The following is a 24,623-nucleotide window of genomic DNA, read 5'->3' as shown; positions in this document are numbered from 1 at the left end:
ACCTTTTCGAATTCTTCTATTTTCAAACCTGTTACATCTCGAAAATTTCTCGGATGTTCTTTTAGATTATGGTAGTTTAAGCTCATCTTCCCTCTCTATTCTCTTGCTATACCTCCCTATTTTATAACCATTCCTACTCTTTTGCAGCAGGTTTAAAGAAATACTAAAAGCAAAAGATACGCTTGCGTAGTTCGAAAGCTTTCTATAGGATAAGTCTCACCTGATTTACAAATAGAATTGTTATGTTAGATGTTTGCTATTTATTCTTAAGCTCATTTTAACAGCATTTTGCTTTTTTTAGTATGTAGGGGTTTTCTAGGAATTACCCTACTGAATTCTATGATATTATTTTTTGTAACATTGTTAACTCCTTTGTCATGACAATAAGAGTATTTATCCTTTAGAATTAATTAAGAGAAAATTTTTTCTTGACTTGTTGTATAATTTGATAAAAGTGATCAAAATCTAAGCTTGCACTACCAATTAAAACTCCCAATAGATTTGGAATACTGAGCAAGTTTCCTATATTTTCTGAGCTGACTGAGCCACCATATATAATGTGTTTTTTACCAGTACACAATTTTATTATCTCTATCACCTCAGCAATTGCGTCATTATTTGGGACATTTCCTGTTCCTATTGCCCATATCGGTTCGTATGCTATGGTATATTCACCTTGTGTTGGCAAACGGTTTTTGCATTGATATTCTATTACTTCTTTTGTTTTTTTATTTTTATAATCTTCTGAGTTTTCACCTACACAGATGATTGGGTGTAATCCTGATTCTATTGCTGTTTTCGATTTAAGTTTTATTTCACTATCTTTTTCATGAGCCCTTTCAGAATGTCCAAGTATTACGTAACTACATCCTATTTCCTTCAACATTCCTGCACTAATTTCACCTGTGTAAGAACCGAACTCTTTATGATGGCAATTCTGTCCTCCTATTTTAATATTGTTGTTCAACTCTATATTGCTTGGAAATGATGTAAAAGGAGGGCAAATTACTAATTTAGAGGTAATCTCGTTGCTCTTATTGTTAAGTTTGCCTATAAAGTTAACAAATGAAGAACGTGTTCCATTCATTTTCCAATTTGCTACTATTAAAAAAGACATCAACTTTACTTGTATGGATAAGAGTGCCGGCTGTCGGACTTGAACTGACAACCTACTGATTACAAGTCAGTTGCTCTACCAATTGAGCTAAGCCGGCATTAAATACACTGACAATATACAATTATTGATGAATTTTCGTCAACTAATTTTTAAAATACTGCATACTAAGATCATATGAAAAAATTTTTACTGAAGCCAAAAAAGAGTCTAGGGCAAAATTTTATTTTATCGAATGAGATAATAAAAAGAATAGTTGCCTTAGCTGGTAGCCTGAAAGATTTTAATGTTATTGAAATTGGTCCTGGGTATGGTGCGTTAACAAGAGAAATATTGGCATATAATCCAAAGTTTCTACTTTCTATAGAAAAAGATAGTAGTTTAGTGAAACATCACGAACAATTGCTAAATGAGCATCAGGGAAAATATAGAATTATAGAAGCAGATGCACTTAATGTTGTAGAAAAAGAGCTGGTAGAATGTCCAGTCAAAGTCATTGCTAACTTGCCTTACAATATCTCAGTAGCGTTATTTTTAAAGTGGTTAAATAATATAAAATTTTTTATGAATTTGACGTTAATGTTCCAAAAGGAGGTAGCAGAGCGTATTACAGCAGAACCTAATTCTAAAGATTATGGTTCCCTATCAGTGCTAAGCCAGTTACTATGCGACATAAAAAAGGAATTTGATATTGAACCTAAGGAATTTTTTCCAAGACCAAAAGTATATTCTTCAGTAATTACAGTAAAACCTTTACCCACTCCAAGATTTGCAGTAAATTTAGAAACCTTAACAAAGATAACACGTGCTGTGTTCGCTCAAAGAAGAAAGATGCTGAGAAATAGCTTGCAAAGTATAACTAGTGATGTCTCAACTACTCTTGAGAATGCTAAACTGAGTGGAGACGAACGTCCAGAAAGCTTAACTATTGAGCAATTCTGTTTGCTAGCAAATAATGTAATTTTGCGATAAATATATTAGGAGCTACATCCCTCTTCTATCCTATTTTGATCTAAAAATAGCTGGAGCCAGGCTAATTTCGCAAAAGCTCTATTGCAATTTCATTAATTGGCGTATAAGCTTTAAATAAAGCATATGAAAAAAATGGAAGCTTGTTATTCGTTTGACGATGTACTTCTCTTACCGGCCTATTCTGATGTATTGCCTCGTGATGCAGACACAAGAACTTATCTAACAAATAATATAGAACTAAATATCCCTCTCATATCCTCTGCAATGGACACTGTCACTGAATCAGGCTTTGCAATAGCTATTGCCCAACATGGTGGAATAGGTTGCATACATAAGAATTTATCAATAGATGAACAAGTGTTAGAAGTAAGAAGGGTGAAAAAATATGAAAGCTGGATCGTGTATAACCCAATTACAATTTCCCCAGATAAAACGGTTGCAGAAGCAGTTTCATTAATGAGAGAGTATAATTATTCCGGCATTCCTGTAGTTGATCAACGCAAGTTAGTGGGAATTTTAACTAATCGAGATGTGAGGTTTATTGAAGACCAGAACATGAATGTAAAAGTTTCCGAGGTAATGACAAAAGATAAGTTAGTAACAGTTCGAGAGCAGGCAGTAAACAGCGCCTCAGCAATGAAATTGTTGCATGCAAATAGAATAGAGAAGCTTTTGGTTGTTGATGAAAATTCTTGTTGCATAGGTCTAATCACAGTTAAAGACATCGAAAAATACAATAGATATCCAAATTCATGTAAAGACAGTAAAGGTCGACTCAGAGTTGCCGCTGCAATTGGTACTGGTAAAAAAGACGGTATAGAAAGATGTGAAGCTTTGGTCAAAGAAGAAGTTGATGTGGTTATTGTAGATACCGCTCACGGTCATTCCGAGAACGTTATCAGCACCATTAAGGAAATAAAAAAGATGTATCCGAATACGCAACTAATCGGCGGAAATATTACAACAAAGGAGGCTGCCGAAGCGTTAATTGATGCTGGTGTTGATGCAGTGAAAGTTGGAATAGGGCCAGGATCAATTTGTACTACCAGAATAGTTACAGGCGTTGGTATGCCACAATTCTCTGCGATCAAGAATATTGCAGAGGTTTGTAAAACAAAAAACGTCAGACTAATTGCTGATGGTGGAATAAAATATTCGGGAGATGTTGCAAAAGCTATTGCAGCTGGTGCTGATACTGTGATGATAGGTTCAATCTTTGCTGGTACTGAGGAAAGCCCAGGTGAGATTATCATGTATAAGGGTAGAGCATATAAGGAATATCGAGGAATGGGATCTATTAGTGCAATGAAACGAGGGTCAGCTAGCCGTTATTTTCAAGATTCAAAACTTGATTTAGTCCCACAAGGAGTAGAAGCAAGAGTTCCTTTTAAAGGTCCAGCTTCAGGAGTGATCTGTCAGTTAATTGGTGGGTTGCAAGCTGCAATGGGTTACACTGGCAACCGTAACATAGAAGAGATGAAAAAAAACTGCAAATTTGTCACTATTACTTCATCAGGGTTAAGAGAAAGTCATGCTCATGATATAATCATTACACAGGAAGCTCCAAATTACGCTTACCAAGCATCTAATTTATCATCTGATTCAGAGTAAATACAATCCCCTTTTGAGTGGGTCATGTCAACACTGGTACACAATTGATATTAATATTAAGAGTCAAAAAGATGTCATCTAATTGGCTGACACTGGAAAATCGATTATAAATAAACTGACTACATAAAATTTTTGATCAAAATCAGTGCTATAAGTTGGAATAGCAACTTAAGGTAGATTGCCAGCTTAATATATTTTGATAAATCCAAATTATTTTAGCTATAAGAGAGCTTTGCTTTTTTGCTCCATCATAATAGGCTTACTTTTAGTGATTCATGGAGTTAAAAAAGTCAGCATTGCTCTTTGTTAAAAGTAGTTTATCACGTAAAAACTCCATTGCTTCAACAGATCCCATAGGGTTAAGTATCCTACGCAATACCCATATTTTATTTAGTATGGCCTTATCAACTAATAGCTCTTCCTTCCTTGTTCCGGATTTTGTAATATCAATAGCAGGGAATATACGTTTATCAGCAAGTTTTCTATCTAGTATAATTTCAGCATTACCTGTGCCTTTAAACTCTTCAAAAATAACATCATCCATTTTTGAACCAGTTTCTATAAGGGCTGTAGCGATGATTGTCAAAGAACCACCATTTTCAATATTACGAGCTGCTCCAAAAAAGCGTTTTGGTCTTTGCAGCGCATTTGAATCTACACCACCGGTTAGAACCTTTCCAGACGAAGGAATGACTGCATTATAAGCACGTGCAAGGCGAGTTATAGAATCAAGCAAAATCACTACATCTTTTTTGTGTTCAACCATTCTTTTAGCTTTTTCTATTACTATTTCAGCAAGTTGGACATGACGGTAGGCAGGTTCATCAAATGTAGAGCTTACCACTTCACCCTTTACAGAGCGTATCATATCTGTCACCTCTTCGGGTCTTTCATCTATAAGTAATACTATTAGTTCTATTTCAGGATGATTTGTAGCTATAGAGTGAGCCATTTGCTGAAGCAATATCGTTTTTCCTGTACGAGGTGGAGCAACTATCAATGCTCTTTGTCCTTTTCCAAGAGGTGTAACTATATCTACAGCACGCATGTTTATATCTTTTTTATTATCTCCGCTACTGTTGTTTTCAAGGATGAGGCTTTTTTCAGGATAAAGCGGAAGCAAATTATCAAAATGGACGTACTTTCTTAATTCACTGATTTCAGTAGAGTTTATACTTTGAACCTTAGTTAAAGTAAAATATCTTTCTTTATCACCAGGTGGCCTTATTTCTCCACATGCCATATCTCCTGTACGTAAATTAAACTTCTTTATTTGGCCATTGGAAATATAAACATCATCGGTACTTGGAGCATAATTTGCACTTGATGAACGTAAGAAACCAAAACCATCAGGCAATATTTCCACTACTCCACTTCCTGTGGTTATTCCTCCTTCTTCGCTCATTTTCTTCATTAAACTGAATATCATTTCCTGTTTTAGCATCCTGCCATTGCCTTTACCACTAGTTGAAATTTTTCTTTCTTCAGCTAGTTCTAACAATTCTTCTGCTGTTTTCTCTTTCAATTCGCTCAGGTCCAATGTTTTCTTGTTTTTTTCAGCACCTTCACTGGTCATTTGTTTTACTGCGTCAGCATTATGAATTTGTTCGCTTTTTTCAGGTTGACCTACAACCTCTCCTTTTGCTAAGACATCTTCATTGATTGTTGTCATAATCCTCCAAAAATTTTAATTGATGCTTACTAACCTAAAATGTGAATATAAAACAATAAATTAGGCTGAGCTAGTTTTTAGTGCGTATTTAGACTTAATTATTATTAAACTAGATACTTTACTTACACTATACTGATAAAAACTAACAAGTCAATTTAATATTAACAAAGTACAAGAATTTGAGAATCATCAATAGCTATTATTTATATTTTTTAATCTTTGTTTCTTCTCTTCTTCTACTTTCGCTTTTTCTACTTCCGCTTCTAAATTTTCCTGGCTACATAAACCAAGTAGTACAGGATCTTGAGGTTTGATATTGAGTATGTTATGATGAGATCTATCTCTTACCTGCTCAACTGTGTAATTTGTTGTACTAACTAGCTTAGCTATCACATTATTGTTCAAGATAGGAAATTTTTTTACCAAATAATAAATCGCATTAGGTTTATCTCTACGCCTTGCTGTGGAAGCACAGGCAAGAAAGTTAATCGTCTTTGCCCTTTTTTTTATATTTTTTATAATCAAATTTGGTACACGATTTGGATTTCTTTTGCAATTATCGATTTCTTTTTCAGTAATTATTTCAGAAATAATAGGGTCATACTTTTCAACTTCTATTTCCTCATCAGCTATGTCTTGTACTTTTTCAAGGGATAACTTGCAACATTGTGCTATTTGATCAAAAGTTAAGCTAGTGTTATCAACCAACCAAGCAGCTACTTGCATGAGAAATTGTTCATTTCTATCTTTATTGTCTTTAGAAGATTCCATTAACATTGAAAAACCATCTCCCATTTTAATATTCCTTTACTGTTATAGAAATAAAATATAAACCATTAAAACTAAAAAAGCATTAACTTTGTCATCCAATGGCTTTTTGGTTTATATTTCTTATCTCTTAGAACCTGTTCATAATCTTTTGAGAAGAAAAGAAGTAAAAGCAAGAACAACCATTTGTAGGCTAGTATTAAGTTTACGCTCGCAATTTTTCCAAAGTTGCCTACATTTTTCCAACTAGGCAAAAGATCTCTCAACAACCCATCTTTTTGGCAATACAGCAAAGGTGTGTAATTCGCTTCACCTAAACAGTTGCACCAATAGTTACTTTCATCTGTGTTGCAAAATTTTCTCCAGTGTAGCCTGCATCAACCAGTATGTTTTTAACTTCAGAGAGACTTTCTTTAGCATTTTTAACCATTGTCAAAGCACTGCTACGATCAGTTATTTCTGCCGTTGTTATATGAATTGCGTGTGTCAAACCTTGTGTATCAACTGCGATATGACACTTTATTACTGAAATTTTCTTGCCAGCATCATAACCTTTTTCTTCAGCAGTATCGGTATTTTTTACACTTTGGGCATCAATGATGCAGAAGCTTGTTTTGGTATTCCGACCACTGTTCTCTCCAACCAATTTTTTTAAGACAATTTCTAGAACACTTTCCCTATCTTCATTCGTTTTTTTACTCCATTTCTTAAAGTAATCGTAACAATTTCGCCATCTTGGAAACTCTTTTGGAAGCATTCGCCATTGACAGCCACTTTTTAGTACATAAAGCACATCACAAAATAACTCATACAAACCTAATCTTCTTGGCTTTGTTTTCTTTCGCACGCTTTCTAAAATTAGTCTAATCTTTTCGAATTTTTCACAACTTATGTCACTTGGATATGTATTCCTCATACTTTACCTCATGTCAACTATACCTCATCTTACCATATTCAGAGATCACTTACAGGCTCTTAGGTTAATATAAGCTTCCATTCAATTTAATACATTACAATATTACATATATTAGCTAATTTGTTAATAGATTTACAAAGATTAAATTATTGCTATTCTAAATTTAAGTGTTAGTTAACTGAGTTTACAATGAGTATTAGAAATTTTTTTACCAAGGCAATCGTTCTCCTTTTAGTTTGCTTATTAATCTTTATGGGGATTGGCAATCTTTTATCAAATGGTGATGAAAGGAAAGAATTAGCTAAAGTAGGAAAGGAAGTTATAACATCAGATGAATATAAATTACTATATCAAAATTATGAAAAGCAAATTTCTGGATCTGATGTAAGTAAAGAACAAGTAAAAAAGCTGAAATATGATTTACTTAACGCACTTATAGAGCAAAAACTATTGTTTAACCTAATTAGCGAACTTGGATTAAAAGTTGGAGAAGAATCTATCAAAAGCCATATAAAAAATACCAAGTACTTTCAGGACGATAAAGGAGAATTTGACCATAATAAGTTTCATCAAACTCTAAATAGCCTGTATATAACAGAAAAGGAATATATAGAAAAGCTAGAGAAAATCCTGCCTGCAATGATGTTCATGACTTCGTTATTTAAAGATAATTATCCGGTAACTTTTGGTGAGAGTGTTGATGAGCAGATATACAAAAATCGCTACCAAACTAGAGTGATTGATATTGTTAAAATAACTGAGGATGCAATTACAGACGTTCCTGAACCAGATGATCAAGCCTTACTTGATTTGTATGAAAGAAATAAGTCCAATTTTTATTACCCTGAGTATCGAACTGCGCAATACATTTCTCTGGATCAAAAATATTTTGAAGATCAAATCAGAATTTCAGATGAAGAGGTTGATAGTATAATAGAACATCAGGAACTTAAAAATCAAAGAGACATATTCAATGTGATATTTCCTACCAAAGAAAAAGCTGAAATAGCAAGAAGAGAACTTGAAGAAAGTAAAGCAAGCTTTGAACAAATAATAGAAGAGTTTAATAAAGTGAAACTCGATGAAACCAGAGTAAATAATATAACTAAGGATTTCTTACCTGAAAATATGAGAGAAAAGGTATTTGCTCTCAAAACAGGTGAAGTAAGTGAAGTTTTAACAAGCAATTTTGGATGGCACGTAATAAAGGTAGAAAGCATACATCAAATCTCTGATGAAGACTTGGTTGATTTAAAAAAAGACATAAGGTCAGTTTTAACCAATCAAAAGTCTTTTGAAAAAGTCAATGATTTCATAAATCAAGTGAATTATAAGATATACAATGGTGCAACGATTGAAGAAATCTCCAATAATTACAATTTACCTATACAAACCATTGGTCCAGTAGATGCTAGTGGAAAAGACCAAAGTGGTAATGAAGTAGGAAATTCCAGTGATTTCATTTCTTTCATTTTTTCACGCGAGAAAGATCAGAAGAATTATTTTAAGGGTGTTGGAGATACTATTGTTGGTGTAAAAATCAGTGATATCGTTCCTCTTAAATTACAAAATTTTGAAGAAAGTAGGGAATCAGCCATAAAGCTTTGGCGTAGTGAATTTATAAAAGAAAGAATGTTTAAAATGGGACAAGAAGTAGCAGTTCAACTAAGAGAAAAGACAGATTTGGAAGAAATGCAAGGTATAAAATTGGTTAAAGGCCAGCAAATACAACGCAATGAACAAAACTACCCTTTTTCTTTCATAGAAGAGATTTTCAATATGAAAACAACTAATTCGGTAACAGATCCTATTCAATACAATAATGAAATTATAATAGGCGTTCTAAAACAAATGCATTCATCAAATGGTAAATTAAACATGCTTGACACCGGAAAACGTGTGATGATATCGCTAAAGGAACAGTTAATTAGCTATCTAAAATCAAAGTATAGAGTAGAAGTTAATCATGCTATGATTGATGATATATAAAAAAGTTTATTATCTTCCTTTTATGAGTGATTGGAGGGGGCTATATTGTATTTTTAGGTAAAAGAGGTACAATTAGTTTGACTTGAGCTGTTTATTGTATTTAAATTGTAATTAATATATGAATAAAGGTTGACATGGCAGTTAAAATAAGGTTAGCAAGGTTTGGGGCAAAGAAGCGTCCTTTTTATAGGATAGTTATAGCCGACTCACGAGCACCAAGAGATGGGCGCTTTATTGAGAGAATAGGACAATATGATCCAATGTTGCCAAAAGACAATAAAAATCGTGTTGTGGTAAAAGCTGATAGGTTAAAACATTGGCTAAGTGTGGGGGCGCAGGCAACTGAAAGGGTACTGTGGTTCATTAAAAGCATAGTAGATTTAGAAACAGAATCGAAAAAAATAGAAAAGAAAAAAGTTGAGAAAGTACAAGGGCAAGAAGCATAAGTCCTCTTAAATGCTAAACATTGATTTAACAAAAAGTAGTAAATTAGATGATATTGTATCTTCTGATTTATTGGCTATGAATGGCTTTATCTTCAAAAATGTCAATGATGAAGGTACTAAGCTTGCTACCGATATTACATCTCATCTTATTAATTCAGGAGGAAAAAAGATAAGGCCTAAGCTCATTTTTATTATTTGTAAAATGCTGAATTACTCTGGAGAGAGTAAGGTCAACATTGCTGCATCGGTAGAATTTATACACAACGCTACTTTACTTCATGATGATGTGCTTGATGAAAGTAAGGCACGCCATGGAGTTGCAACAGCAAATAAAATTTGGGGGAATAAATCAAGTATTTTAGTTGGTGATCTATTATTGACCTTAGCATTTAGATGGCTTATAGACTGTGGGAATTTAAGTGTTCTCTCTATTTTATCTAAGGCATCTAATTTGCTTGTCAAGGGTGAGATAAAGCAGATGACAACGCGTTTTGACCCTAACACAATTAGGAAAAATTATTTTAATATCATTGGAGAAAAGACAGCATCTTTATTTTCTGCATGCTGCGAGGCTGCATCAGTAGTATCTGGAGCCACAAGTGAAGAAACAGAGAGGCTAAGGAATTTCGGGTTTAATTTTGGTATGGCATTCCAAATAATTGATGACGTGCTAGATTATACTGCTAATCAAGGCACTTTAGGAAAGCAACTTGGAAAAGATTTCTTTGAAGGTAAAGTTACTTTACCTTCTATTATAGCATATGAAAAAGGCAGCCCATCAGAACAAAAATTCTGGGAGAAATCTTTCTCTTCAGCTAGACACAATTTTGACCAAGCATTACAATATATTAATCATCATAATGCCATTCATGTTTCTATGGAAGAAGCTAAACACTATATTAATATGGCGCAAAGTAATATTGATACTTTTTCTGATTCTCTTTATAAAACTGCTTTGATTGACTTTTTAAATGCAAGCATAGAAAGACAAGGATAGCTAACACTTGATATTTTTAGATTGATTGTTATATATTTATTAAGTTTGTAAGGGTGAATGATATGTCAGATAGTAATAAAGGGAAAAAAAAGAAATTTGCAGATATGGTCAGTAAACGAAAAGGGGATGATCAAGAAGATCAGCAAACAGGTGATTTAAGTGAAGAGCTTAATATATTAAAAGAACGTGCAGTTCAGCTTAAAGATCATTTACGTCGTGCTGTTGCGGATAATGAAAACGTTAAACGTATAATGCAAAAGCAAATTAGCGATGCAAGTGATTATGCAGTCACAAAATTTGCACGTGATATGATCGACTCTTGTGACAATTTAAAAAAAGCAATGGAAAACTTGAAAGATGATGATCCTATTCATGAAGGAATAAAAGTGGCGCACCAAAAGATTGTGAGTGATCTAAAAAAACATGGAATAGAAGAAATAGATCCAATAGGTAACTCTTTTGACAGCAATTTACATCAAGCTGTTGTGGAAAGAGAAGATAATGAAAAAGAGCCTGGCACTATTGTAGAAGTACTACAAACTGGTTATACAATTAAAAATAGGTTGCTTCGTCCTGCAATGGTTATTCTTTCTAAAAAATCTGCTGATTGCGAAAGTAACTAATAAAACACTCAAGGTATGGAAGAAGTTGTCTTCTCAGGTATTCAGCCAAGCGGAGTATTACACTTGGGCAATTATCTTGGTGCAATTAAGCAGTGGATAGGCTTGCAGGATAAATATAAATCTCTTTTTTGTGTTGTTGATCTGCATGCAATCACAGCAAATAAGCTTCCCGCAAATGAATTAAAAAATAATATTTTTAAAGCAGCAGCAACTTATATTGCATGTGGAATAGATCCGGAAAAGTCGATTATTTTCAATCAATCCGCAGTTAGTGGTCATGCAGAATTGGGCTGCCTTCTAGGGTGCTATACACCAATTGGTTGGCTTAATCGTATGACTCAATTTAAAGATAAGGCTGGAAGCGATAAACAAAAAGCTTCTCTTGGGTTATATAGCTACCCAGTACTTATGGCTGCGGATATATTACTGTATCAAACTAAATATGTTCCTGTCGGCGATGATCAAAAACAGCATTTAGAACTTGCACGTGATATTGCATCAGCTTTTAACAATCATTATAAATGTAGTCATTTCATCATACCTGAAATCTTAACTTTGGATTGCACATCAAGAATAATGAGCTTAAGAGATGGTACAAGCAAAATGAGTAAATCTGACCCTTCAGAATATTCGTGCATTAACCTTGACGACACAGATGATTTAATCGTTAAAAAAATAGGGAAAGCAAAAACAGACTCAATGCTAGGTTTTGATTTTGCTACTTTAAAGTGCCGTCCAGAAGTAAACAATTTGGTAAACATTTATTCAGTGCTTAGTGATTTAAATGTGGAAAAAGTGTGTGAAGAAGTGAATAAACATGATATGAAACACTTTAAAAAAGAGTTGGCTGATTTAATCATCAGTGTTGTATCACCTATACGTGAGAGGATGAACGATCTTTTAAAGGACCAGCTCCATCATTTACATAAAATATTAAAACAAGGTACAGAAAAAGCAGCAGAGATTGCAAATAACAATATAAAAAAGATCAAGGATATTATAGGGTTTGTTCAATAGGTTACAGCTATTTCTTCCCATGGCTTTCAAATCGTGCAGCTATTTTCTTTACACTAACATGAGTGAGAAGAGGTTTTTTACTAACCGGAAGTTTAGAATCGGACTTTGCTGTTATGGGGTTCATTTTAGATCTTTTATTTCCTACCGGAAATGAGTGAGATTGGGAGGCAGTTTTTTGCGATGGTGCAGGATCTTTCTTCATACCGATATCTGCTTGTGTTGCAGGGGTGGCTTTGCTCTTAGCAACTTGATTTTGCTCAAATTTTCCTACTATTGACTTTACTCTACCGTCCTTCTTGCTATTTACTTTTTCTTTTATAATAACCACTTTTACTTCTGATGCTGCTTTATCAGCAGATTTTTTCAGGATTGGTTTACTTTCAGCTGATTTTTGCAAAGTCACTTCTACTATTATTGGTTTCGTACTCACTTGTTGATCAACAATATCTAGCCTTTTAGGATTTGACAGTATTTCAGATTTATCTTCTTTAGTTTCTTGCCTAATTTCTTGATTGGTAGCGTTTAGCGCTGGTGGCTCTGGAGCCTGTCTCTTTTTGTATCCTCTTCTTGTTCCTGAATTTTTCTTAGGTTTCGTTTTGTGAATTGGCTCCTCTTTAGGCAACTTTGAGTGCCGCGAATCTTTCGTTGACGCTTTACTCTTTTTCTCTTGATAATTTGATATTTCCTCATGTCCAGACTCTTCACTTAATGAACTTTCATATCCTGAATCATCAAAAGATATAATTTCTGGTTCTGATTTAAAGCGTACCTTCTTCTTCTCAGTAGTAGAAACCTTTTCTTGAGGCTCAGGTTTAAGCTCATTCGGAACAATAGGAGGTGGCGGAGGTGCTGTTGTTGGCCGTTTTATTCTCTTCATAACTAATTTTCCTACCGGCTGTTTTCCTTCTTGCAGCTTAGGAGTATCTTCCTTCTGCTTTGATGTCGTTTTATTTTCCGTGCTTACTTCGTATGATTTATGTTCTTTATTGTCTTTTCCACTCTGCTTCGAATCTAAAATTTCTTTAAGTCCTTTCTTGAATAGATTAATTGTACTTAAAATATTTGTGTATTCGGCTGCTTTTTCTATAGTGAAACCTGATAATTCATCACCAACAAAATTTTTTATGTCATTATCATTAGCTGGAATATCTTTTCCCAAGACTCTATCTAATATCCCTTTTAATGTTCCAATAAAACCGAGTGGCTTTGTGCTCAAAGGTTCTACATAATTATTCAAGTCGCTATATATAACAAATTTGGCTACATCTTTTGCATTGTTTGTAAAATTCTTCAGAGCTTGAGATAAATCTTTCAGTGTTTCATCATATTGTTCATTAATTTTTTTTGTATCCTTCAGCTTTATGACTCTTATCAAAGAATTGAGATTTTTATCATAATTGTCACTTTTAAATAGATCACTCATACCAATTACTGTTTATCGTTTACTCAAATATAAATTCAAAGTATTAAGACCGAGTAAATGTTATATGACTTATCCTCTGACTCATAAACGCTTGCGTTCCTTAATGTGCGAATCAGACTTTTAAACGGCCCTATTTGTTGTGCAACAGGTCCAGTCCAGCATAAAAACTTTACTTTTTTAAAATTTTGATTACACTTAATTTAAAATATTTTAGTGGGAGAGTAGTTATATGAATAAAAATGAAGCTTTAAAAATATTAGGTTTTAGTGATAGTGCTAATCCTAATAAAAGGCAAATAACAATAGAATATAGAAAATTAGCCCTCAAATATCACCCTGATAAACATCATGCTAAAATTGAAACAACCTTCTTACCGAAGAGTAAGATTGAAAAATTATTAGTTGAGTATGGAAGAATTGATAAATCCAGTGTACTTGGTCAGTTCGCACTTGCAGTTCTAGCAGGTTATATTGCTTTTGCGATTCACTCTTCATGTGATGCCTCTTTCTTATGTTATGCAGGAGTGGCAGCAGTTGCGCTTATTGGAGTTCTTCTTGTTGCAAAGTCTATACATGATGTGTTCTATACACAAACAAAATGGCCCTCTCCTAATTTTGATGAAGTTAGTACTGAAAAAGTAGTAACTAATGTTGAGCTAAATGCTGAAGGCAATTCTTGAAAAAGCGGTAATGCATTAGCTTAATCTACAAAGATCAAAAAAGTTCTTTTTTAAAAAACTTAAGTTATACTTATAAGTATTTGATATCTTTTGTAGTGATTATGCTAAGTCTAAGCTGCCTTTATGGTGATAATGCAGAATTTGTAGAAGAAATGTATAGCCGTTATCTGCAGGGCGATAAATCAATCGGGGAGGGTTGGAATAGGATTTTTTCAAGCAATTTAGAAATGAATAAAATGGAAGCCTGCAATGCACAGCACGCAGTCAAGTCGGATGATTCAATTTCTAGCTTAGCAAATTTCTTCAGATCTTACGGTCATTTTTTTGCGGACTTAAATCCATTATCACCGCATATAAATAAAGAAATAGATTATCAGAAATATTTGAATATCTCTCCAGCGCATGATGCTGAAATATATAGAGATATTTACTGCAAGAACATCGGGTTTGAATTTATGCATATTTCCTCTTATGAGGAAAGAGTGTGGCTGCAGGAGAAAATTGAAAATCAGGTCTATACGCTAAGCCCTCAGGATAAAAAAGAAATACTAAGGCACTTGATTGAATCTGAGATGTTCGAGCAATTTCTCCATATGAAATTTCCTGGATATAAGCGTTTTTCTATCGAAGGTGGGGATTCAGCTATTGTTGCAATTGAAAGAGTTATTAGTGATTCTGCAGCTTTTGGTATTGAAGAAATAGTTCTTGGTATGGCCCATCGAGGACGGCTTAATGTTCTAACCAAAGTTATGGGGAAAGAATATGCGGCAATGCTGTCTGAATTTCAAGGCAATCTTGCATACCCAAGTGGTCTTGAGGTATCTGGTGATGTCAAATATCACCTTGGTTACTCTTCTGATCGAGCACTTGCTGGTGGTAAAAAAATACACTTAAGTTTATGTCCTAACCCATCTCACCTTGAGGCGATAAATCCTGTTCTAGCTGGAAGAGTAAGGGCAAAACAAAATACGAGATCTGTGCTTGGAATATCAATTCATGGTGATGCAGCTTTTATCGGGCAGGGAGTGGTTGCTGAAACCCTGACTTTGAGCAACATTGAAGGTTATAAAGTTGGTGGTATCATGCATATTGTCATCAATAACCAAGTTGGTTTTACTGCGAATCCTCGTTGTGCACGTTCTTCTTTTTATTGTACTGATGTAGCAAAATCAATAGAAGCTCCAATATTTCATGTTAATGGAGATAATCCAGAAGCCGTGAGTTTTGCCGCGAGTTTGGCAATGGAGTATGTTCAGAAATTTAAAAAGGATATGGTGATTGACATAATATGCTACCGCAAATATGGCCATAATGAAGGTGATGAACCAAATTTTACTCAGCCACTTATGTATAAAGAAATATCAAGGCATAAAACTCCAGGCACGCTGTACGAAGAGAAGCTGACTGCAGAGAAAGTGCTAGGTAGCGATGAAGTAAGTAAATTACGCAGCGAATTTAGAACAAGATTGGATAAAAGCCTTACTGAGTCAACGACTTATACTCCGAAGAAAGCTGACTGGTTTGATGGAGTGTGGTTAAAACTCAGGAGAGCAAAGTTGAACGATTTGAGTGAATATTATACGGACTCTGGTGTTTCACCAGATGAGCTAAAAAAATTAGGTGTACACATAAATAGCAATATTCCAAGTAGTTTTAATCTCAATAATAAAGTCAGAAGGATACTTGATGGCAGAATAGACAGTATAAATTCCGGTAGCAACATAGACTGGGCAACTGCTGAAAGTCTTGCATTCGCATCATTGCTTACAGAAGGAATAGGAGTGCGCTTGTCAGGACAAGATTCTGGTCGCGGCACCTTCTCGCACCGTCATTCAAGACTTATCAATCAAGCAACGGAGGAAGAGTTTATTCCACTAAACAACATAAGTGAGAAGCAAGCTCACTTTGAAGTTATAGATAGCGCACTATCTGAGTATGCTGTGATGGGTTTTGAATATGGATATAGCCTTGATTCTCCTTATTCACTTGTGCTCTGGGAAGGGCAGTTCGGTGATTTTGCAAATGGCGCGCAAATTATGATCGACCAATTTATCTCATCTGCAGAAACAAAGTGGTTGCGGTCAAGTGGTCTAGTTCTACTTTTGCCTCATGGTTATGAAGGGCAGGGGCCTGAGCATAGTTCTGCTCGTATAGAGAGGTTTTTGCAGCTCTGTGCAGAGGATAATATGCAGGTGGTTAATTGCTCTACTCCTGCGAATTATTTTCATGCTTTACGCCGACAAATTAATCGAGATTTTCGTAAGCCTTTAGTGGTGTTTACACCTAAATCACTATTGCGTCATAAAAGCGCAGTTTCTAACCTTTCTGACTTTGAAGGAAAATTTCTTACGGTAATTCCAGAGTGTAGAACAGGTTTAGTTGCAAGTGATAAAATACGTAAAGTTGTAATATGTAGTGGTAAAGTTTATTACGACATAATTGAAATGCTTGAAGCACAAAAAATAAACGATATGGCAGTAGTGCGTTTAGAACAATTTTATCCATTCCCGGCCGATAAACTAAACAAAGAACTCGAAAAATATAAGAACGCTGAAATTATATGGTGTCAAGAGGAACCAAAAAATATGGGAGGATGGTTTTTTGTTAATCCGTTAATAGAAGAGGTTCTATCTAATCTAGACACTCAAGCAAAAAGGCCTAAATGTGTTGCAAGACCCGCTGCTGCATCTCCTGCATGTGGTTATGCTAATGTCCATGCTCAACAACAAGCAGAAATTTTGAAGCAAGTTGCGCATGAGATCTAGCACAATTGTGCAAATACTAAACAGCTTCAAGCAGGCTCATATAATTAGATGCTGGCACCTAGATAACTCATAGCAATAAAAAATTTCCCATATTACAAAAAAGATTGTGGCGAGCAAAACTATAGCATACATATATATATTTTACTTCATGTTATATTCTATGCCCATTTTTTATTATCTCCAATTTAGTTATTGAACATTCTGCAATAAGCATATAGTATCATACATATTGAGAAGTGTTTATGTTTGATATTTTAAAAGATTGTAACGGCAAGTTTAATAAAAAGAATATTTTACCTCTTGTAGGTGCTTCTGTTGCTGGTACCATAAACCCCAGTTATGCTAAATAATAAAGATAATATTACACTTAACCAATACGATAGGCTTAAAGGAGAATGTAATGATAGTGAATGCCAAGCTTGTATGGATGCAATGAATGCTGCTATAATGGAGGTCATCTGGCTTGAATCTTAAGACGTAAAGGTAGAGAGGCACTTTTAAGAATAAAATAAATGGAGTCAGAAAAATCAGCGAATATATTTTCGAATATTGTGCTTAATCTGAAACCAATAGCGTTCAGTGGAATTGAGATCAGGCGAGTAAATGGGAAAAACGAAATCTTATATTCCTATGATTCTATTAAAACTCTCACTCTTAGCGTTTTATGAAAACATGTGATTGATTTTTTTTTACTTCGGTATGGTAAGTTCCAATTTTGGAATTTCTTGCAGCTATTTCAGAAGTAGTGATGCATCAAGCAGAAATCGTAAAAGTGCAAACACCGAACGGCTTCAAGTAGGCTCATTAATTAGACGCTGGTACCTAGATAACTTACAACAATCAAACCTCTTATATACTCATACAAATATAAAAAGACTTTTATTTTTTTATAAAAGTATAATATTTATTAAGATTTTCATTTATTTTTCTCAAAGTAGTTAATATAGTTAATATTAATATTAATATTAATTAATATCAGATATATATGAAGACAGAAATATTTGAGAGGCTAATAGGGCAAACTAGACTACGCAGCAATAGCAAGGCTAAAATCATACGGTTAAATAGAGACAAAAAGGCTTTTATAGATGAGGATAAAAAGTCTATAGAATTAGCTGAGGCTATTTTTGCAGAAAATAATATGTTTCGTTTTCGCAAACCAGGTGCTGCTACGGATTACATTTTGCACAAATTAATAAATGATAGAAAGCTTCTCGAGGAAATGAAAGATAGAGGTACAAGTATAATACGTCTTTTTTCTTTGTTATCAATGTATCGTGTGCTATGTTGTGAGAAAAGAAGGGTGCATTACTGAGTTTGGAATACTTACTGATGTTGACGAATGTTTAGAATCATTACCTTTAGAAGACTTTATACTTATTGAGTCTGCCTCGTATCTAGAGTACATTTTGTTTGACAATGATGATATCATAAATAAATTAGTTAAAGACTTAACTAAAGATAAAACAAAATTAGATATTTTCCTCGATGGGATTTTAGTAATGAAGAATTCGGATTTAGTATTGTCTTGTATTAAAAAAATACAAGGTCTGAATGAGGAAGCTAGAAATTATGTTAGTCGCTTACAGAAAAAAAACATGCTAGATAAAATCTTAAATAAAGATGATAAAACACTTGCAAAAATAGCTATAAAGGAGTTGTTAAAACTTTCTATTTTACAGGAAAAAGAAAGCACTACTTTAGAATTTCCTCAAATTTCGAGTGTGGAACATTGTAATGGACGATAGGCTTTAAAATATACTGAGGCTCATTTAAGTATAGAGCTTCAGTATTAAAAAAATATAATCTTTATTAAGATTTTCATTTTTTTCTTAAAATAGTTGATATATTAAGTATTAATATTAATTGATACAAGATATATATGAACACAGAAACATTTGAAATGTTAATAAAGAAAATAATAAAGTTAGATAGCGAGAGAAGAGAGGAAATCATACAGTTAAATAGAAATAAAAAAGCTTTTATAGATGAGGATAAAAAATCTATTGAATTAGCTAAGGCTATTTTTGAAAAAAGTAGTATGTTTTGTCTTTACGATTCAGGTTGTCAAGCTATGTATTACATTTTGCATAAACTAATAAAAGATGGGAAGCTTTTTGAGGAAATGAAAGATAGAGGTACAAGTATAATACGTCTTTTTTCTTTGCTAGCAAGCTGTTACAAGGGTTTTGGTTATCATACTATAGATAATTTTTCAGAAGTTATTGTGTGTAATATAATTCACTATTCTCAACCTGGCATGAAGGGAGTACCTTTGGAGGATTCTATACTTACTAATCAATCTCGTTCTTATCCCACACTTGTTATGAGTAATGATAATATCAGAAAGAAATTAGTTAAAGATTTAACTAAGGATAAAGCAAAATTAGATATTTTCCTAAATGGAATTTTAGCAATGAAGAATTCAGATTTAGTATTATCTTGTGTCAACACAATAGGGGGTCTGAATGAGGAAGCTAGAAATTATGTTAATCGCTTACAGGAAAAAAACATGCTAGATAAAATCTTAAATCAAGATTATACAACGCTTGAAAAATTAGCTCTAAAGGAGTTATTAAAACTTTCTGTTTTACAGGAAAAAGAAAGCACTAAATTAGAATCTCCTGAAATTTCAAGTGTGAAGACTCACCAACATTTTAATGGGCGATAGGCTTTAAAATATGCTGAGTTTCATTTAAATATGAGCCTCAGTATCGCTTAACTTTTATGGAGCATACTTTAACTTTATTTCACTTCCACCAAGGGAATATTGTTCCAGCTATTGCTGCCATAGTTATCAATAGAAGCGTTTAGGTAATCTGTATCAAATCGTACTGGTACATCAAATTCGAAGCTTGCGGTGATTATTGTGCCTTTTGCTGGTGGTTTCATAAATGCTATTTCTCCAGTTGAATAATTCACTGAATATTTTTCTGTCTTTTCACCATCTAGGTAAATTTTTATTGTATCATGCACTGGCTTTTTAATCATACGTGTATGTTTGTCTTTTCCACTTATGTAAGTTTTCATCAGTTGAAAAGTTGTTTTTTTATCGTCTCCTATGCCAACAATTTCTTGATTGATAACTGTAAAGTCTGACCAATCCTTAAAGCGAAACCCTATTGCTTTACCTTTTCGTGCCTGAAAAAATGTTATGAGTTCTGTTAGCTGCTCGTTTGACCTAACTCCATAAGCTATGTTATACCTGGCACGTGCACGAGACCAATTAATATTGCGCTGCTCACAACCATTATGAGTTGTTACAATGTCAGTGGAAAATTCTGGTCCTCCAGTGGAACCATAAGATATATTTTCTGGAAATCTAATTTCTGTGAATGACATATGCCCTCCTGTAAAAATAAAATTGAGTTGATATAGATGAAGTAGGAAAGATCTTAAATTTTTGAAGCTGCTTTATCAATCAGGCTATAAATTTTAAATCCCGTTTCTTCTAGAAAAGTAAAGGTGTTGTTTTCTCCTACCTTACCTTTCAGTTCGTTAATGTCTTGATGACTTTGCATTAACTGATATACACAAACACACGAAACAACTAAAGCAACTCCAGCAAGAGATGCTAAAGGAATTGGTTGAGTAAAAACAGTAGCTATAGCAGATGCTGTGAATGCTATAGCTGTTATTACAGCAGATATGCTATAAATAGCTTCTCTTCTGTAACTATTGATTAATTTCTTTTCTATTGCCTCTTGTTGTGTTTCTTGCCCTTGTTGATGAGAAATAGTAATTGCTGTATCTGTATGAATTGGCTCACTAGCGCTGGTATCAATTCTCTCTTTTTGTGTTTTTTGTTCTTTATGATCTTGCGCAATTGCTGCTTTGCTAGTTCTGATATTATATTGTTCTTCTTGCTCTGATTGATCAGAAGCAGGAACTCTTTTACCTATTTCAAGAATTTCTTCACTGGAATTTTTTTTCACATCCTTAGAAGTTTCACTCAAGATCTTTGCTGTATTTTCACAAGTTTTATTGTGTGTTTTTTCTAACATTGCTTCATGATTTTGTGAATTCCTTTCATCAATACTTCTATCAGCAGCTCTTTCTTTTAGTGGTTTCTGCTCTGATTGATTAGAAATAGGAGTGCTTTTATTCGAAAAAATCGTCTCACTAGTGCTGCTTTTTTGTCGTACTGATTGCTCAGAAGCAGAAGCTTCTGTAACCTCACCAAAGATTTCTTCATTAGAAACTGATTGATTTTCTGTTATATCAGAATGGATTTTGCTAAGAAGTGGCACAAAATGCCTCATGTAATACTACTACAGTTTTTTTGCTACTATCTATCTCTAGTTGATTGAGATCTATATCTTGTATAAAAACTGCTGGATCATCATCATGTGCTGTAATTTTAGTTACCGTAACTTTTTGACTGTCTTCCTCTATTGAATAAATATAAAGCTCCACTTTGTACTTGTCGCATATCATTCTACCTTCAATGTTTGGACGACCCCATATAGGTGGATAACCAGCTCCTGTGGCCATATTCTTAATATTTTTTAAGTATTGATGAAAAGTCTTTTTCTCATCTATCATATTTATTTTAGTTTTTGGATCTTGTATAGGACCATACGGACCTTCTAGCTCAACAAAGTAGCCACCAATAGCAGCGTCTTTTATTACTGCTTTATAGGCCCAACTATCTTGTTTACCATGTTGCTCAACATAATCTGCGCAGTCTTTTCTTAATGATTTTGCAGTAAAATAATGATCTGGTTTTATATTTAACTCATTCAATTCTTGAGCTACAGAGTCAAAAAAGCAATCCCCTGTCTTTATAGCAGCCCCGATTTTTAGCTTTTCAGGATAAGCGCTCTTTAGATTATGCAATAAATCACTTGATTTTTTATTTTCTTTGATTTTTTGAAAAAGAGCAATTGGCTCTCTTACATAGTTAGAATCTCTCATGTTATAACTCCAAAATAATGATTGTATTTTAATAGATTAACCAGCCTAGGAAGGCTAATTACTTAAGGTCGTGCTGTGTTGAAAGCAAACATCACCTACTTTTCTTGAAATAATATGTAGCCTATACATATTGTTACTTACTATATCTTAACTATACTTAAACTCTCTTATGCTGTCAAGCAGGGAATTTATTAATCTTTTAACCCATCTACTTTTTTGCGTAATATATTCAAATCAGTTTTTCCTACAAAAAGACTATCTCCTATTATCAAAAAAGGTGTACCGCCTACTCCCAAATCCCTTACTAAAAGTTTGCTGTTGTTTATCATTTGCTCAATTTTGTCTGCATTATTTTTCATAGAGTTGTTAAAATCGTTCTCGTTAACCCCTATATTTTTCACTATACCTAATATAGTTTCATCTGAAAATTCTCCTCTGTGATCTAGTGCAGCGTAGTGAAAATCTAAGTACTTTTCTTTATCGATAAAATAAGTTGCTAAAGCAGCTTTTGTTTACCTATTTCAAGAATTTCTTCACTGGAATTTTTTTTCACATCCTTAGAAGTTTCACTCAAGATCTTTGCTGTATTTTCACAAGTTTTATTGTGTGTTTTTTCTAACATTGCTTCATGATTTTGTGAATTCCTTTCATCAATACTTCTATCAGCAGCTCTTTCTTTTAGTGGTTTCTGCTCTGATTGATTAGAAATAGGAGTGCTTTTATTCGAAAAAATCGTCTCACTAGTGCTGCTTTTTTGTCGTACTGATTGCTCAGAAGCAGAAGCTTCTGTAACCTCACCAAAGATTTCTTCATTAGAAACTGATTGATTTTCTGTTATATCAGAAGGGATTTTGCTAAGAAGTGGCACAAAATGCCTCATGTAATACTCCTACAGTTTTTTTGCTACTATCTATCTCTAGTTGATTGAGATCTATATCTTGTATAAAAACTGCTGGATCATCATCATGTGCTGTAATTTTAGTTACCGTAACTTTTTGACTGTCTTCCTCTATTGAATAAATATAAAGCTCCACTTTGTACTTGTCGCATATCATTCTACCTTCAATGTTTGGACGACCCCATATAGGTGTAGAACCAGCTCCTGTGGCCATATTCTTAATATTTTTTAAGTATTGATGAAAAGTCTTTTTCTCATCTATCATATTTATTTTAGTTTTTGGATCTTGTATAGGACCATACGGACCTTCTAGCTCAACAAAGTAGCCACCAATAGCAGCGTCTTTTATTACTGCTTTATAGGCCCAACTATCTTGTTTACCATGTTGCTCAACATAATCTGCGCAGTCTTTTCTTAATGATTTTGCAGTAAAATAATGATCTGGTTTTATATTTAACTCATTCAATTCTTGAGCAACGGAGTCAAAAAAGCAATCCCCTGTCTTTATAGCAGCCCCGATTTTTAGCTTTTCAGGATAAGCGCTCTTTAGATTATGCAATAAATCACTTGATTTTTTATTTTCTTTGATTTTTTGAAAAAGAGCAATTGGCTCTCTTACATAGTTAGAATCTCTCATGTTATAACTCCAAAATAATAATTGTATTTTAATAGATTAACCAGCCTAGGAAGGCTAATTACTTAAGGTCGTGCTGTGTTGAAAGCAAACATCACCTACTTTTCTTGAAATAATATGTAGCCTATACATATTGTTACTTACTATATCTTAACTATACTTAAACTCTCTTGTGCTGTCAAGCAGGAAATTTATTAATCTTTTAACTCATTCACTTTTTTACGTAATATATTCAAATCAGTTTTTCCTACAAAAAGACTATCTCCTATTATCAAAAAAGGTGTACCGCCTACTCCCAAATCCCTTACTAAAAGTTTGCTGTTGTTTATCATTTGCTCAATTTTGTCTGCATTATTTTTCATAGAGTTGTTAAAATCGTTCTCGTTAACCCCTATATTTTTCACTATACCTAATATAGTTTCATCTGAAAATTCTCCTCTGTGATCTAGTGCAGCGTAGTGAAAATCTAAGTACTTTTCTTTATCGATAAAATAAGTTGCTAAAGCACCTTTTGCTGCCTTTAAAGAATTGTTACCAAGTATTGGAGCATCCCTAAAGATATACTTAACTTTGCCATCATTGATCAATTGTTTTACATCGTTCTTTATAGCTTTGCAATATCCACAAGAATAGTCAAAAAAACCTACAGCTATGATATTGCTATTTTCATTTCCTGAGTAAGGATAAGTAGAGTCGAATATTTCATTTTTATGCTGAGAAATTTTATTTTTAGTTGTATGAGCATAACTATTTTTAGCTGACTCTTCCTGGAGAGTTTTTAGAACTCTATCAAAATTTTTACTGATGTAATTATCCAATCTCTCACCTATATAATCATCATTTAAGTTCTGACTGCGGTGTGAAAGCCAATTGTTTATTACTGGTAAACTTGCTACTGCAAGTATAAAAATCAATAAAAATGGTATCTTAGACATATACTTACTTAAAGAATACAAATATTAAAGAAATGCTTAATGTTAAAACATTTTTATCAAGAAATGCAAACTTTATAAAATGAAATTTAAGATATTTTTGTAAAGTTCATCATAAGATTTGGTGATGAAAAATTTTGCAGAGTAAGGCATTTATAAAGATTTAGATAGTCTTTACCGCTATTTCTAGCAAATTGTAAGCAAAAAAGTTGATTATCTTGTAATCGCTGCATATAATATCGGTAAGCGC

Annotated in this window: 23 protein-coding genes, 1 tRNA gene and 2 pseudogenes; 13 read left to right on the top strand and 13 right to left on the bottom strand. The window is 33.5% G+C overall.

Features of this window, described 5'->3' with window-relative positions; genetic code table 11:
• Positions 1 to 406: 406 nt before the first annotated feature.
• Positions 407 to 1,117 (bottom strand): triosephosphate isomerase, encoded by a 711-nt coding sequence (locus BBB02_RS01030; RefSeq protein ID WP_127463674.1) that lies wholly within the window; start codon positions 1,115 to 1,117, stop codon positions 407 to 409.
• Positions 1,118 to 1,141: 24 nt separating this feature from the next.
• A tRNA-Thr gene (locus BBB02_RS01025) sits at positions 1,142 to 1,214 on the bottom strand.
• A 77-nt stretch (positions 1,215 to 1,291) separates the two neighbouring features.
• Here BBB02_RS01025 and rsmA point away from each other — a divergent pair.
• On the top strand, positions 1,292 to 2,086 hold the full coding sequence (gene rsmA / locus BBB02_RS01020) for a 16S rRNA (adenine(1518)-N(6)/adenine(1519)-N(6))-dimethyltransferase RsmA (RefSeq protein WP_127463673.1): 795 nt from the start codon (positions 1,292 to 1,294) through the stop codon (positions 2,084 to 2,086).
• A 123-nt stretch (positions 2,087 to 2,209) separates the two neighbouring features.
• A complete protein-coding gene (gene guaB, locus BBB02_RS01015) occupies positions 2,210 to 3,697 on the top strand; it encodes an IMP dehydrogenase (RefSeq protein ID WP_127463672.1) in 1,488 nt (495 codons plus the stop codon).
• Between the two features lie 265 nt (positions 3,698 to 3,962).
• On the opposite strand, the gene rho is transcribed toward guaB, so the two are convergent.
• The 3 genes and pseudogenes from rho to BBB02_RS01000 all read right to left on the bottom strand — a co-directional run bounded on the left by rho (position 3,963) and on the right by BBB02_RS01000 (position 7,053).
• Positions 3,963 to 5,369, bottom strand: a complete 1,407-nt coding sequence (rho, locus tag BBB02_RS01010; RefSeq protein WP_010402274.1) for a transcription termination factor Rho — start codon at positions 5,367 to 5,369, stop codon at positions 3,963 to 3,965.
• Positions 5,370 to 5,558: 189 nt separating this feature from the next.
• Positions 5,559 to 6,164: a cell cycle transcriptional regulator TrcR gene (locus BBB02_RS01005; protein WP_127463671.1), complete on the bottom strand. Its 606-nt coding sequence runs from the start codon at positions 6,162 to 6,164 to the stop codon at positions 5,559 to 5,561.
• 114 nt (positions 6,165 to 6,278) lie between these two features.
• Positions 6,279 to 7,053, bottom strand: a pseudogene (locus BBB02_RS01000) (IS5 family transposase).
• A gap of 189 nt (positions 7,054 to 7,242) precedes the next feature.
• Here BBB02_RS01000 and BBB02_RS00995 point away from each other — a divergent pair.
• From BBB02_RS00995 to trpS, 5 genes are all read left to right on the top strand, one after another.
• Positions 7,243 to 9,042 carry a peptidylprolyl isomerase gene (locus BBB02_RS00995; RefSeq protein WP_127463670.1) on the top strand — a complete coding sequence of 600 codons (1,800 nt, stop codon included), beginning with the start codon at positions 7,243 to 7,245 and terminating at the stop codon, positions 9,040 to 9,042.
• A 134-nt stretch (positions 9,043 to 9,176) separates the two neighbouring features.
• Positions 9,177 to 9,488, top strand: coding sequence for a 30S ribosomal protein S16 (gene rpsP / locus BBB02_RS00990; protein ID WP_127463669.1), 312 nt, complete (start codon positions 9,177 to 9,179; stop codon positions 9,486 to 9,488).
• A 10-nt stretch (positions 9,489 to 9,498) separates the two neighbouring features.
• The gene (locus BBB02_RS00985; RefSeq protein ID WP_127463668.1) at positions 9,499 to 10,485 is read left to right on the top strand and encodes a polyprenyl synthetase family protein; all 987 of its coding nucleotides are present in this window, start codon (positions 9,499 to 9,501) and stop codon (positions 10,483 to 10,485) included.
• A 62-nt stretch (positions 10,486 to 10,547) separates the two neighbouring features.
• The gene (locus BBB02_RS00980) at positions 10,548 to 11,108 is read left to right on the top strand and encodes a nucleotide exchange factor GrpE (RefSeq protein WP_127463667.1); all 561 of its coding nucleotides are present in this window, start codon (positions 10,548 to 10,550) and stop codon (positions 11,106 to 11,108) included.
• Between the two features lie 15 nt (positions 11,109 to 11,123).
• On the top strand, positions 11,124 to 12,125 hold the full coding sequence (trpS, locus tag BBB02_RS00975) for a tryptophan--tRNA ligase (RefSeq protein ID WP_127463666.1): 1,002 nt from the start codon (positions 11,124 to 11,126) through the stop codon (positions 12,123 to 12,125).
• A 7-nt stretch (positions 12,126 to 12,132) separates the two neighbouring features.
• Here trpS and BBB02_RS00970 read toward each other — a convergent pair whose 3' ends face one another.
• Positions 12,133 to 13,548: a hypothetical protein gene (locus BBB02_RS00970; RefSeq protein WP_127463665.1), complete on the bottom strand. Its 1,416-nt coding sequence runs from the start codon at positions 13,546 to 13,548 to the stop codon at positions 12,133 to 12,135.
• A gap of 229 nt (positions 13,549 to 13,777) precedes the next feature.
• Between BBB02_RS00970 and BBB02_RS00965 the strand changes: the two genes are divergently transcribed.
• The 6 genes from BBB02_RS00965 (at position 13,778) to BBB02_RS00950 (ending at position 19,663) form a co-directional block, all read left to right on the top strand.
• Positions 13,778 to 14,227, top strand: a complete 450-nt coding sequence (locus BBB02_RS00965) for a DnaJ domain-containing protein (RefSeq protein WP_127463664.1) — start codon at positions 13,778 to 13,780, stop codon at positions 14,225 to 14,227.
• Positions 14,228 to 14,328: 101 nt separating this feature from the next.
• Positions 14,329 to 16,992, top strand: coding sequence for a 2-oxoglutarate dehydrogenase E1 component (locus BBB02_RS00960; protein ID WP_127463663.1), 2,664 nt, complete (start codon positions 14,329 to 14,331; stop codon positions 16,990 to 16,992).
• A gap of 339 nt (positions 16,993 to 17,331) precedes the next feature.
• A complete protein-coding gene (locus tag BBB02_RS06630; RefSeq protein WP_256359535.1) occupies positions 17,332 to 17,466 on the top strand; it encodes a hypothetical protein in 135 nt (44 codons plus the stop codon).
• A 511-nt stretch (positions 17,467 to 17,977) separates the two neighbouring features.
• Positions 17,978 to 18,307: a hypothetical protein gene (locus tag BBB02_RS06315; protein WP_245970150.1), complete on the top strand. Its 330-nt coding sequence runs from the start codon at positions 17,978 to 17,980 to the stop codon at positions 18,305 to 18,307.
• Positions 18,282 to 18,740: a hypothetical protein gene (locus BBB02_RS06310; RefSeq protein WP_245970149.1), complete on the top strand. Its 459-nt coding sequence runs from the start codon at positions 18,282 to 18,284 to the stop codon at positions 18,738 to 18,740. Before BBB02_RS06315 ends, BBB02_RS06310 begins: the two co-directional genes overlap by 26 nt.
• A 134-nt stretch (positions 18,741 to 18,874) precedes the next feature.
• Complete coding sequence (locus BBB02_RS00950; RefSeq protein WP_127463662.1) at positions 18,875 to 19,663, top strand: hypothetical protein; 789 nt, start codon at positions 18,875 to 18,877, stop codon at positions 19,661 to 19,663.
• A gap of 74 nt (positions 19,664 to 19,737) precedes the next feature.
• On the opposite strand, the gene BBB02_RS00945 is transcribed toward BBB02_RS00950, so the two are convergent.
• The 7 genes and pseudogenes from BBB02_RS00945 to BBB02_RS00920 all read right to left on the bottom strand — a co-directional run bounded on the left by BBB02_RS00945 (position 19,738) and on the right by BBB02_RS00920 (position 24,376).
• On the bottom strand, positions 19,738 to 20,334 hold the full coding sequence (locus BBB02_RS00945; RefSeq protein WP_127463661.1) for a TIGR02217 family protein: 597 nt from the start codon (positions 20,332 to 20,334) through the stop codon (positions 19,738 to 19,740).
• Between the two features lie 53 nt (positions 20,335 to 20,387).
• Positions 20,388 to 21,242: a hypothetical protein gene (locus tag BBB02_RS00940; protein ID WP_245970148.1), complete on the bottom strand. Its 855-nt coding sequence runs from the start codon at positions 21,240 to 21,242 to the stop codon at positions 20,388 to 20,390.
• On the bottom strand, positions 21,229 to 21,909 hold the full coding sequence (locus tag BBB02_RS00935; RefSeq protein ID WP_127463660.1) for an OTU domain-containing protein: 681 nt from the start codon (positions 21,907 to 21,909) through the stop codon (positions 21,229 to 21,231). Before BBB02_RS00935 ends, BBB02_RS00940 begins: the two co-directional genes overlap by 14 nt.
• 191 nt (positions 21,910 to 22,100) lie before the next feature.
• A pseudogene (locus tag BBB02_RS00930) lies at positions 22,101 to 22,418 on the bottom strand (DsbA family protein); the annotation flags it as partial.
• The gene (locus tag BBB02_RS06305) at positions 22,406 to 22,777 is read right to left on the bottom strand and encodes a hypothetical protein (RefSeq protein ID WP_245970147.1); all 372 of its coding nucleotides are present in this window, start codon (positions 22,775 to 22,777) and stop codon (positions 22,406 to 22,408) included. The pseudogene BBB02_RS00930 and the gene BBB02_RS06305, both read right to left, overlap by 13 nt.
• Positions 22,764 to 23,444: an OTU domain-containing protein gene (locus BBB02_RS00925; RefSeq protein WP_245970146.1), complete on the bottom strand. Its 681-nt coding sequence runs from the start codon at positions 23,442 to 23,444 to the stop codon at positions 22,764 to 22,766. The genes BBB02_RS06305 and BBB02_RS00925 overlap by 14 nt, the downstream gene beginning before the upstream one ends.
• A gap of 191 nt (positions 23,445 to 23,635) precedes the next feature.
• Positions 23,636 to 24,376, bottom strand: coding sequence for a DsbA family protein (locus BBB02_RS00920; RefSeq protein ID WP_127463659.1), 741 nt, complete (start codon positions 24,374 to 24,376; stop codon positions 23,636 to 23,638).
• Positions 24,377 to 24,623 lie beyond the last annotated feature (247 nt).

Source organism: Wolbachia endosymbiont of Bemisia tabaci, from assembly GCF_003999585.1.
Taxonomy (GTDB): Bacteria; Pseudomonadota; Alphaproteobacteria; order Rickettsiales; family Anaplasmataceae; genus Wolbachia.
This window is presented reverse-complemented; position numbering and strand designations above follow the sequence as displayed.

Coding starts and splice junctions, on each gene's coding strand:
- BBB02_RS01030 (WP_127463674.1), bottom strand. CDS start 1,117: ATGTCTTTTTTAATAGTAGCAAATTGGAAAATGAATGGAACACGTTCT.
- rsmA (WP_127463673.1), top strand. CDS start 1,292: ATGAAAAAATTTTTACTGAAGCCAAAAAAGAGTCTAGGGCAAAATTTT.
- guaB (WP_127463672.1), top strand. CDS start 2,210: ATGAAAAAAATGGAAGCTTGTTATTCGTTTGACGATGTACTTCTCTTA.
- rho (WP_010402274.1), bottom strand. CDS start 5,369: ATGACAACAATCAATGAAGATGTCTTAGCAAAAGGAGAGGTTGTAGGT.
- BBB02_RS01005 (WP_127463671.1), bottom strand. CDS start 6,164: ATGGGAGATGGTTTTTCAATGTTAATGGAATCTTCTAAAGACAATAAA.
- BBB02_RS00995 (WP_127463670.1), top strand. CDS start 7,243: ATGAGTATTAGAAATTTTTTTACCAAGGCAATCGTTCTCCTTTTAGTT.
- rpsP (WP_127463669.1), top strand. CDS start 9,177: ATGGCAGTTAAAATAAGGTTAGCAAGGTTTGGGGCAAAGAAGCGTCCT.
- BBB02_RS00985 (WP_127463668.1), top strand. CDS start 9,499: ATGCTAAACATTGATTTAACAAAAAGTAGTAAATTAGATGATATTGTA.
- BBB02_RS00980 (WP_127463667.1), top strand. CDS start 10,548: ATGTCAGATAGTAATAAAGGGAAAAAAAAGAAATTTGCAGATATGGTC.
- trpS (WP_127463666.1), top strand. CDS start 11,124: ATGGAAGAAGTTGTCTTCTCAGGTATTCAGCCAAGCGGAGTATTACAC.
- BBB02_RS00970 (WP_127463665.1), bottom strand. CDS start 13,548: ATGAGTGATCTATTTAAAAGTGACAATTATGATAAAAATCTCAATTCT.
- BBB02_RS00965 (WP_127463664.1), top strand. CDS start 13,778: ATGAATAAAAATGAAGCTTTAAAAATATTAGGTTTTAGTGATAGTGCT.
- BBB02_RS00960 (WP_127463663.1), top strand. CDS start 14,329: ATGCTAAGTCTAAGCTGCCTTTATGGTGATAATGCAGAATTTGTAGAA.
- BBB02_RS06630 (WP_256359535.1), top strand. CDS start 17,332: ATGCTAAATAATAAAGATAATATTACACTTAACCAATACGATAGGCTT.
- BBB02_RS06315 (WP_245970150.1), top strand. CDS start 17,978: ATGAAGACAGAAATATTTGAGAGGCTAATAGGGCAAACTAGACTACGC.
- BBB02_RS00950 (WP_127463662.1), top strand. CDS start 18,875: ATGAACACAGAAACATTTGAAATGTTAATAAAGAAAATAATAAAGTTA.
- BBB02_RS00945 (WP_127463661.1), bottom strand. CDS start 20,334: ATGTCATTCACAGAAATTAGATTTCCAGAAAATATATCTTATGGTTCC.
- BBB02_RS00935 (WP_127463660.1), bottom strand. CDS start 21,909: ATGAGAGATTCTAACTATGTAAGAGAGCCAATTGCTCTTTTTCAAAAA.
- BBB02_RS00925 (WP_245970146.1), bottom strand. CDS start 23,444: ATGAGAGATTCTAACTATGTAAGAGAGCCAATTGCTCTTTTTCAAAAA.
- BBB02_RS00920 (WP_127463659.1), bottom strand. CDS start 24,376: ATGTCTAAGATACCATTTTTATTGATTTTTATACTTGCAGTAGCAAGT.